The following is an 8,959-nucleotide window of genomic DNA, read 5'->3' as shown; positions in this document are numbered from 1 at the left end:
CGAGGGCCTGCTTGAAGAGATCTTCGACACCCTCCGCGGCATTGTCCGCCGTCTTTCGGGCAGGGCGGAGAGTCCCAGCCTTGGGATCATCGACTCAAGGAGTGTCAGGACCTCCCATCATATTGATGGTCAAAGGGGAATAGACGGAAACAAAAAGATAAAGGGCAGGAAGGAGCACATAGTGGTTGACACTCTGGGGCTGCCCATGTCAGTGAGAGTCCATCCGGCTAACGTCCATGACAGCGTAGGGGCGGAAGAGGTGTTCGAATCCATGAGATACAAATTCCCTGGGCTGAAACGGATTCTGGCGGACGGAGGTTACAGGGGCGAGACTGTCAGGAACACGGTCATGAGACTGCTGCATTGCGACCTGGATGTCGTACTCAGGTCTGACAAACACACGGACAGATTTCTTCCCATGCCAAAAAGATGGATTGTAGAGCGCACTTTCTCCTGGCTTGAAAACTTCAGGAGACTGACCATTGACTACGAGTACAGAGCTGACACACACGAAGCCATGCTGCAAGTCGCTGCCATAAAATTATTTTTGAATAAAATTTAAACAGCTTCTAAAAATAGCAATGTTTCCCCGGATTTCAAAGCGTTGAGTTCCGCACTTCGGCAAAAAAACGGGCTTCGGGAAGACGGGATTCTGCATTTTGTGGGGGAAGAGATATTGTTATTCCGATATTTTTTTCTAAATTGCATATTCATTCGATATATCATACCAACCATACCGTATTATGAGTAGAACGGACGAAGAACCCAATTTGAGCCTTCCCGAACGGCACAGCCGGATTCTTGCGCTGTTGCAGCAGAGCGGGTCGATCTCCGTGGCACAGCTTTCCGAGCGGTTCCGGGTTTCGGAAGTAACCATCCGCAAGGACCTCTCGTATCTTGAGCAGCAGAAAAAACTCTACCGCACGCATGGCAGCGCCATCCTGATCAGCCCCTATATCAGCGACCGCCATGTGAATGAGAAGGAGAAGAAAAATGTGGTCGAGAAGCAGGCGATCGGTGCGGCTGCGGCGGCCCTCATCGCGCAGAACGACTCGATCATCATCGCTTCGGGAACGACGATGGCCTTCCTGGCCAGGGAGATCAAGCCCGAAGGACGACTCACGGTCATCACGGCCGCGGTTCCCGTAACGCAGATCCTTTCGCAGGATCCCGATATCGACGTGATCCAGCTGGGTGGCATTACGCGTACCAGTTCAGTGTCCGTCGTGGGCCCCTTTGCCGAGCAGATGCTGCGCAATTTCAACTGCAGCAAACTTTTCATCGGCGTGGACGGCGTCGATCCCGAATTCGGTCTGACGACGACCAACATGCTCGAGGCGTCGCTCAACCGGGCAATGATCGAGGCGGCGCAGAAGGTCGTGGTGCTTGCCGACAGTTCGAAGTTCGGCCGCCGGGGATTCAGCAAGATCTGCGATCTGGAGTCCGTGGACCGGATCATCACCGACAGTAATATCCAGCCGCTCTATCTGGAGCGGCTGCGCGAGCGGGGCATCGAGGTTACGGTCGTCGATCTTTGAGACGGCGTCCCTGAAAGGCGAGGCGGCGTACGGGTGTTCCCTGTACGCCGCCTCGTCTTGATGCGTCGGAACTACTCGGCAAGCAGGGCCTGCAGCCGTTCGGGATAGTCGGTGGTGATGTAATCTACGCCTAAATCGATGAAATGGCGCATCTCCTCCTCCGAATCTACCGTCCACACATTGACCTCGAGCCCCAGGTCATGGGCCTGGGCGACCCATTCGGGATGCTGGTGGAGAACCTCTGCGGCGTAGTCGATTCCCGTAAGGCCGATGCGCCGGATGCTCTGCGGCGAGAGATCCCCGGCCAGGTAGTAGATGCGTGCTTCGGGCAGGCGTTTGCGGAACTCGATGCAGGCGTTGAGCGAGAAGGAGATGAAGTCGGTGCGCTCGAGCAGTCCGTACCGCTTCAAGCGTTGTACGACTTTGCGTACCGCAATATCCTCACGGGGATAGGACAGTGTCTTCAGTTCAAGAATCAGGCGGGTTGCCGGGTGTGCAGCGGCGCATTTCAGATAGGCGTCGAGTGTCGGGATCCGCTCGCCGTTCGGCAGGACGACCTGTGTGATGAGGCGCGCCTTGTCGCGGGCCATGTCGATGCCGACGCCGCGGATCGTCTGGTCGTGATTGACCACCAGACGGTCGTCGCCGGTCAGCCATACGTCCATCTCCGACCCGTACACGCCGATCGAATCGGCCTTGGTGAACGAGGCGATCGAGTTCTGGGCCGATCCGGGGGCGGTCCAGTATCCGCGGTGGGTGATGACGCGGGGTTGGGCGGCGGCATGGAGGCCTGCCGCGAGCAGAAGGGCAAGAAGCAGCGTGTGTCGGATCATGGTTGTGGTATTTTGTCATGCAAAAATAGTGAAAAGTCGGAGATTCCGGCCCGGGAAAAGCCTCTTTGCGGGCAAACCGGGCTATTTTTGAGCGATTCGGGCCCGGGATGCCGGGAAATTCGGGATTTTTTTGTATCTTCGTATGATGCGAATGCAGCAAACTAACCAACCAACGATAACATGAAAGAGAAAGTCATCAAGAAATTCGAGGAGCTGTTCGGTGCCGGCGCTCTGCTTTACACTTCGCCCGGGCGTATCAATCTGATCGGCGAACATACCGACTACAACGGCGGGTTCGTCTTCCCCGGAGCGGTGGACAAGGGAATCGTCGCGGCGATCCGTCTCAACGGTACGGACCGCGTGCGGGCTTATGCCTGCGATCTGGGCGAGTCGTCGGAGTTCGGGCTGAAGGAGGAGGACAAGCCGGCCGAGTCGTGGGCCCGTTACATTTTCGGCGTCTGCCGGGAGATTCAGAAGCGGGGCGGTGTGATCGGCGGTTTCGATACGGCCTTTGCGGGCGATGTGCCCCTGGGTGCGGGCATGTCCTCGTCGGCGGCTCTCGAATCGACCTATGCCTTTGCGCTGAACGACCTGTACAACTGCGGGATCGACAAGTTCGAGCTGGCCCGGATCGGCCAGGCTACCGAGCATAACTACTGCGGCGTGAACTGCGGTATCATGGACCAGTTCGCCTCGGTCTTCGGCAAGAAAGGGTGCCTGATGCGCCTCGACTGCCGTTCTATGGAGTATGCCTACTTCCCGTTCGACCCGAAGGGCTACCGGCTGGTGCTCGTCGATTCGCGCGTGAAGCACGAACTGGTGGGCTCGCCCTACAACGACCGCCGTGCTTCGTGCGAGCGTGTCGCCAAAGTGCTCGGTCAGGAGTTCCTGCGCGGAGCGACGATGGAGCAGCTCGATGCCGTCAAGGATCGGATCTCCGAGGAGGATTACAAGCGTGCCCGCTATGTGATCGGTGAGGAGCGTCGTGTGCTGGATGTCTGCGATGCGCTCGAGAAGGGCGATTACGAGACGGTCGGCAAGCGGATGTACGAGACGCACTGGGGCATGTCGAAGGACTACGAGGTGTCGTGCGAGGAGCTCGACTTCCTGGCTACGGTCGCCGAGGAGTGCGGCGTTACGGGATCGCGCATCATGGGCGGCGGTTTCGGTGGCTGCACGATCAACCTGGTCAAGGACGAACTCTACGACAGCTTCATCGCAACGGCCAGGGAGCGTTTCAACGCCCGCTACGGCCATGAGCCGAAGATCTACGACGTGGTGATCTCCGACGGATCGCGCCGTCTGGAGTAACCGGTGGATTGTAACGACACGAAAAAATCCCCGGGCGATGAAACGCCCGGGGATTTTTCGTCTCATTTGCTCTTTTAGACGGTCTCCTCCTTTTCCTCCTCCAGCAGGCGCTGCATCAGAATCTCGTCGCGGTATCCTTCCGGTGTGAGCTGCCACTGCCGTTTGATGCCGATCTTCCGGAATCCGGCATGGCGAAAGAGCCGGAGGCTCGCCTCGTTGTCCGCCCCGACGTCGCACCAGAGCTGGTGCAGATGGAGCCTTTCGCGGGCGTAACGGCAGAGGATGTCGAGCGCATCGGCCGCATAACCCCGTCCCCGGTCGTCGGCCCGGTAGATCAGAATGCCGATGCCGGCGCGGCGGTTGAGCGGGTCGAATTCGAAGAGATCGACGATACCGATGGCCCGTGCGTCGCTCCGCGTCTCGGCGATCAGCCGCAGCTGTCCCGTGCGGAAGAGATCTCCCTGCTGCTGTGCGGCAACGAAAGCCTCCATCTGGGCGCGGGAGAAGGGTTCGGTCGTGCCGCTGACACTCCACACCGAGGTGTCGTTCTCCCAGTCGTAGAGCATCTCGGCGTCTGCCGGCTCCACGGCCCGAAGCCGTACGATCCGTCCCTCGAGATTCATCAGATGCCGATCACCTTGTTGCGGATGAGCATCGCCACGCCCCAGGCGTTGGCGCTCTCGGTCATCTTCGAGATGCGGAACTTGGTGTCCTTGTAGACCAGATTGAGCGAGTATTTGTTCGTCGCCGACTTGAGCGGCAGCATCAGGTAGTCGCCCGCAGCCGCAAGGTTGCCGCCGACGATGACCGTCTCGGGATTGAAGGTGTTGATCAGGAAGGCGATGGCCTTGCCGACCTTCTCTCCGGCCTCCTCGATCAACTCGATCGAGAGGTTGTCGTCGTTCATTGCCGCCTGGATGATGTCGTCGATATGGATGGCCTTCTGCTCGTCGTACTGTTTCTTGAGAATGGTGTTTACCCCCTTCTCGATCATGCGGCTCATCTTCTCTTCGATGGCGATACCCGAAACCTCGGTTTCGAGACAACCCTTCTTGCCGCACGAGCAGATGATCTCGTTGTCGAAGAAGGGGATGTGGCCGAACTCTCCGGCGAAGCCGCTCTTGCCGTAGTAGAGTTTTCCGTCCACGACGATACCGATAGCCACGCCGCGGCCCATGTGCAGGTAGAGGACGTTGCTTTCGTCCTTGGATTTCCCGCAGGTGTATTCCGCATAGCAGCGGGCCCGGGTGTCGTTTTCGATCAGCACGCGCAGGCCGATGCGTTCCTCGAGAATGTCGCGCAGGGACTGCTCACTCGAAGTGAAGTACTTGTAGCTGCGGCCTGTTTCGGGATTTACGCGCCCGGTCATGCAGACACCCAGCCCGAGCATCTTGTTCCGGTCCACACCGCACGAGGCGATGAAGTTTTCGATATTGGTGCAGATGCGTTCGAGGCACTGCGGACGGTCCTGCAGCTCGAACGTGAAGTCGTTCTCCTCCTTGATGATGTTGTTTTGCAGGTCGGTAACCATGAATCGCATGTTGTCGCGTCCGACGTTCACGCCTGCAAAGTAAATGGCCGAATTGGCCAGTCCGAAGATGTTGGGCCGGCGGCCTCCGGGGGTTTCCACCTTTCCCAGATCCGTAACAATGTTCTCATCGACGAGTTCCTGCACGAGCTTGGTGATCGTGGGAACGCTGATATGCAGCTCTTTGGTCAGTTCCGAGAGGGTGCATTCGCCGTTTACCGCCATGTGCGCGATGATGTTGCGCTTGATGATGCTGTTCTTGTGCGAAATGCCTTTCAGCGTCTCGTCCTCCTGCTTGTTGAAGAATTCCGTGAGAGATGTCATTATTATTAGTTTTATTTGATTCCCGTTGCTGCAAATATAATATATATATTTAAATATCCCAAAAATTATTAATAAATTTAATAAGTTATTTTGTGTTTTAAATAATAAAAAACGGAACAATCTGGTTGCCAGATTGTTCCGTTTTTCGTGCGATTCGGACCGCTTACAGCGTCGATTTCGATTCTACGCTGACTTCGGAATTAACCTTGCGGATCAGTCCCTGAAGCACCGTGCCCGGGCCGAGTTCGGTAAACTCCGTAACGCCGTCGGCCAGCATGTTCTTGACGATGTAGGTCCAGCGTACGGGAGCCGTCAGCTGGGCGATCAGGTTGGCCTTGATGGCTGCGGGGTCCGTATAGGGTTTTGCGTCCACGTTTTGGTAGATCGGGCAGGTCGGGGTCTGGAACGGGGCCTCGTTGATGGCCTTTTCGAGTTCCTGCTTGGCGGGCTCCATGAGCGGGGAGTGGAACGCTCCGCCGACGGGCAGACGCAGCGCACGGCGGGCACCGGCAGCCTTGGCCTTCTCGCAGGCGGCCTCCACGGCCTCCACGGCGCCGGAGATCACGAGCTGTCCCGGGCAGTTGTAGTTGGCGGCTACGACCACGCCGTCGATCGAGTTGCAGATCTCCTCGACGGTCTTGTCCTCAAGGCCGAGGATGGCGGCCATCGTTCCGGGCTGCGCCTCACAGGCGGCCTGCATGGCCATGGCACGTTTCGACACGAGTTTCAGTCCGTCCTCGAACGAGAGGGCTCCGGCAACGACCAGTGCCGAGAACTCGCCGAGCGAGTGTCCGGCGACGGCATCGGGTTTTACGCCGAGGGCCTTGGCCATGATAACCGAGTGGAGGAATACCGCGGGCTGCGTAACTTTGGTCTGCTTGAGTTCCTCGTCCGTCCCGGCGAACATGATGTCCGTAATGCGGAATCCGAGGATCTCGTTGGCCTTCTCGAACAGCTCCTTGGCAACGGGAACGTTGTCGTAGAGGTCTTTACCCATGCCGACAGCCTGGGCCCCCTGACCGGGGAAAACGTATGCATGCTTCATGGTTACAGCAATTTTTTTGTTTGCAGGGGCAAAGATACGAATTTATTTCGTATTTTTGCGCCGCAATGGTTCGTAAAGGATCCGGCGAGATCCCGCGCGATTAAATGGGAATGCCGTGAAAATCGGCAGCAGTTCCCGCTGCTGTAAGTCCCGCAATATTGTCGCAACATGCTTTAAGCCACTGATTCTTATTGGATTGGGAAGGCGTTGCGGCAGGGACAAGCCAGAAGACCTGCCTTGTACTCCCGGTATGGGAGCCTCTTTTCGAACGATGACTGCGGAGAACGGTGCGTCGGACTTTGACCCGAATGGGTTTCGGTGCGATCATCGGTTGTATGCGTAAAAGGAGAAGAGTCTGACCAGTTTCCCGGGCGGAACGGTGAATTCATTCACTCTTAACCATATCAAAACGATGAAAAAATTATTCTTTTTGGCTTTTGCGGCATGTGCTTTTGCCGCCTGCTCGGACAACGACGACAATGCGGCCGATCCGACGGTTACGCTGGATTTCGAGAGTGCGGAGCTCGGTGATGGCGGTTATTTGTGGGGCAAACCGAAGGCCACGCAGCAGGAGGATGTCGATTGGCAGGGTAACCCCATGCTGACCAATATCTTCTCGGGAACGCTCTATACCGAGGAGGACGCGTCGGTGAAGAGCTATTTCAACGATTACGGCGGAACGTACGACACCTGGTACGGCTTTATCGTCTCGAACTGCACCGACCGGACGACCGAGGGTTATGCGAACGACAAGAGCGTGTATGCTGCGGGAGGAGCCGGCGGTTCGAAGAACTTTGCCGTGGGTTACTACGATTCCTACGACTCGGCCAAGGGCGCAGGCATTCCGACCATCGAGTTCCAGGGCGAGGTAAAGCCGCTTACGGTGGCGCTTGCCAATACGACCTATTTCTATCTCTGGTTCGAGGGCAGCTCGAAGGCCGAGGTGGTGGATGCTTATGTGATCGTATCGGGCTGGAACAAGGGTACGAAGACCGGCGAGATCCGCGTGCAGATGGCCGACGCAGCCTCGAAGGAGGTGAAAAGCGGCTGGGAGGTTGTGGATCTCAAGTCGCTGGGCAGCGTTACGTCGCTGACCTTCACGACTGAGAATGACGATCCCACGGGCTTTGTACCCAACTATTTTGCCCTTGACGATCTGACCTATCGTAAATAGGACGGGGCGTTTTTCTGCCGCCGGGGCCATCGGGTTCCGGCGGCTTTTTTATGCCGCAGGCCGCCTGACGGCGGCGGCCGGACAACGAAAAGCCCCGCATGGTACCATGCGGGGCTTGTTTCGACCTTCGGAGGATATCAGATCAGATTTTCTTTCTCGATATCCTTGAAATAGCGGTAGGTCGCTACGCGCAACTCGCCGGCGGCCGGCTCGTCGCAGATCAGGATGCCGTTCGGGTGTACCTGCAGGGCCGAGATGGTCCACTGGTGGTTGTACGAACCCTCGACGCCGTGGCGTACGGCTCGGGCCTTCTTGGGTCCCGTGGCGAGGATCAGCACCTTCTTGGCCGAAAGCACCGTGCCGACACCTACCGTCAGGGCCGTCTTCGGCACGAGCGTAACGTCGCCGCCGAAGAAGCGCGAATTGACCTGGATCGTGTCCTGCGTCAGGGTCTTGATGCGCGTGCGCGAGGTGAGCGACGAGAAGGGTTCGTTGAAGGCGATGTGTCCGTCCTCGCCGACACCGCCCATGAAGAGGTCGATACCGCCGGCCTCGACGATGCGGGCCTCGTAGTCGGCGCACTCCTTGACCAGATCCTCGGCATTGCCGTTGAGAATATTGACATTGTCGGGGTTGATGTCGATGTGCTTGAAGAAGTTGTTCCACATGAACGAGTGGTAGCTCTCGGGATGCTCCTCGGGAAGTCCCACATATTCGTCCATGTTGAACGTGATGACGTTCTTGAACGAGACGTCGCCGGCCTTGTGGCGGCGGATGAGCTCCTTGTAGGTCTCCAGCGGGGTTGATCCCGTGGGGAGCCCCAGGACGAAAGGCGACGAGGTGTGCTGTGCCTTGTTGCGGATCTGCTCGATGATGTAGTTGGCGGCCCACTGGGCTACCTGCTGCGGGGTATTTTCGATAATAAGACGCATGGCGTTTGTTTTTTGGACCCGGGAGCCGGTACTCCGACCGGAGTACCGGCTCCCGGGCAGGTTTGTCGGTTTAGAACATTCTTACGAAGACCTCGATGGCCTGGTATTCGGCCATGCCGAGCAGGTCGTAGAGTTTGGCGGTATTCTGCGTACGCTCCTCGGCCCGCTGCCAGAACTCGCGGGGATCGTCGCCCGGGAAGGGCATGATGTCCTTCTGCGAGAGGTGGCGGTAGATGGCGTGGCGCTTCATGATCAGTTCGTCGGGCGACAGGGG

Annotated in this window: 9 protein-coding genes, 1 pseudogene and 1 riboswitch; of the genes and pseudogenes, 4 read left to right on the top strand and 6 right to left on the bottom strand. The window is 57.8% G+C overall.

Annotated elements, in window-relative coordinates:
• Both Q1Y33_RS01140 and Q1Y33_RS01135 read left to right on the top strand, forming a co-directional pair.
• On the top strand, window positions 1-562 hold a 562-nt coding region (locus Q1Y33_RS01140), incomplete at its 5' end, for an IS5 family transposase (protein WP_300797435.1).
• A gap of 181 nt (window positions 563-743) precedes the next feature.
• Window positions 744-1,538 (top strand): DeoR/GlpR family DNA-binding transcription regulator, encoded by a 795-nt coding sequence (locus tag Q1Y33_RS01135; protein ID WP_300721954.1) that lies wholly within the window; start codon window positions 744-746, stop codon window positions 1,536-1,538.
• 71 nt (window positions 1,539-1,609) lie between these two features.
• Here Q1Y33_RS01135 and Q1Y33_RS01130 read toward each other — a convergent pair whose 3' ends face one another.
• Complete coding sequence (locus Q1Y33_RS01130) at window positions 1,610-2,371, bottom strand: glycerophosphodiester phosphodiesterase family protein (protein WP_300797434.1); 762 nt, start codon at window positions 2,369-2,371, stop codon at window positions 1,610-1,612.
• Between the two features lie 180 nt (window positions 2,372-2,551).
• Here Q1Y33_RS01130 and galK point away from each other — a divergent pair, with 180 nt between their 5' ends.
• Window positions 2,552-3,682: a galactokinase gene (gene galK, locus Q1Y33_RS01125; RefSeq protein WP_300797432.1), complete on the top strand. Its 1,131-nt coding sequence runs from the start codon at window positions 2,552-2,554 to the stop codon at window positions 3,680-3,682.
• A 74-nt stretch (window positions 3,683-3,756) separates the two neighbouring features.
• On the opposite strand, the gene Q1Y33_RS01120 is transcribed toward galK, so the two are convergent.
• From Q1Y33_RS01120 to fabD, 3 genes are all read right to left on the bottom strand, one after another.
• Window positions 3,757-4,305, bottom strand: coding sequence for a GNAT family protein (locus Q1Y33_RS01120; protein WP_300797430.1), 549 nt, complete (start codon window positions 4,303-4,305; stop codon window positions 3,757-3,759).
• Window positions 4,305-5,534 (bottom strand): ROK family transcriptional regulator, encoded by a 1,230-nt coding sequence (locus Q1Y33_RS01115; protein ID WP_300721959.1) that lies wholly within the window; start codon window positions 5,532-5,534, stop codon window positions 4,305-4,307. The genes Q1Y33_RS01120 and Q1Y33_RS01115 overlap by 1 nt, the downstream gene beginning before the upstream one ends.
• 163 nt (window positions 5,535-5,697) lie before the next feature.
• On the bottom strand, window positions 5,698-6,579 hold the full coding sequence (gene fabD, locus Q1Y33_RS01110; protein WP_300721960.1) for an ACP S-malonyltransferase: 882 nt from the start codon (window positions 6,577-6,579) through the stop codon (window positions 5,698-5,700).
• 49 nt (window positions 6,580-6,628) lie between these two features.
• Window positions 6,629-6,834: riboswitch (cobalamin riboswitch) on the top strand.
• 157 nt (window positions 6,835-6,991) lie between these two features.
• On the opposite strand from fabD, the gene Q1Y33_RS01105 reads away from it, so the two are divergent.
• Window positions 6,992-7,753 (top strand): DUF4465 domain-containing protein, encoded by a 762-nt coding sequence (locus tag Q1Y33_RS01105; RefSeq protein WP_300721961.1) that lies wholly within the window; start codon window positions 6,992-6,994, stop codon window positions 7,751-7,753.
• A 137-nt stretch (window positions 7,754-7,890) separates the two neighbouring features.
• Here Q1Y33_RS01105 and nagB read toward each other — a convergent pair whose 3' ends face one another.
• Together nagB and Q1Y33_RS01095 are read right to left on the bottom strand one after the other, a co-directional pair.
• Entirely contained in the window at window positions 7,891-8,685 is a 795-nt protein-coding gene (nagB, locus tag Q1Y33_RS01100) for a glucosamine-6-phosphate deaminase (RefSeq protein WP_290535729.1), read from the bottom strand.
• Window positions 8,686-8,755: 70 nt separating this feature from the next.
• Window positions 8,756-8,959 (bottom strand): annotated as a pseudogene (locus Q1Y33_RS01095) (glucosamine-6-phosphate deaminase); the annotation flags it as partial.

It is taken from the genome of uncultured Alistipes sp. (assembly GCF_949296715.1).
Taxonomy (GTDB): Bacteria; Bacteroidota; Bacteroidia; order Bacteroidales; family Rikenellaceae; genus Alistipes.
Note: the sequence above shows the minus strand (reverse complement) of the source record. Positions and strands in the feature narration are given on the sequence as shown.

Coding starts and splice junctions, on each gene's coding strand:
- fabD (WP_300721960.1), bottom strand. CDS start 6,579: ATGAAGCATGCATACGTTTTCCCCGGTCAGGGGGCCCAGGCTGTCGGC.
- Q1Y33_RS01115 (WP_300721959.1), bottom strand. CDS start 5,534: ATGACATCTCTCACGGAATTCTTCAACAAGCAGGAGGACGAGACGCTG.
- Q1Y33_RS01135 (WP_300721954.1), top strand. CDS start 744: ATGAGTAGAACGGACGAAGAACCCAATTTGAGCCTTCCCGAACGGCAC.
- Q1Y33_RS01105 (WP_300721961.1), top strand. CDS start 6,992: ATGAAAAAATTATTCTTTTTGGCTTTTGCGGCATGTGCTTTTGCCGCC.
- nagB (WP_290535729.1), bottom strand. CDS start 8,685: ATGCGTCTTATTATCGAAAATACCCCGCAGCAGGTAGCCCAGTGGGCC.
- Q1Y33_RS01120 (WP_300797430.1), bottom strand. CDS start 4,305: ATGAATCTCGAGGGACGGATCGTACGGCTTCGGGCCGTGGAGCCGGCA.
- Q1Y33_RS01130 (WP_300797434.1), bottom strand. CDS start 2,371: ATGATCCGACACACGCTGCTTCTTGCCCTTCTGCTCGCGGCAGGCCTC.
- galK (WP_300797432.1), top strand. CDS start 2,552: ATGAAAGAGAAAGTCATCAAGAAATTCGAGGAGCTGTTCGGTGCCGGC.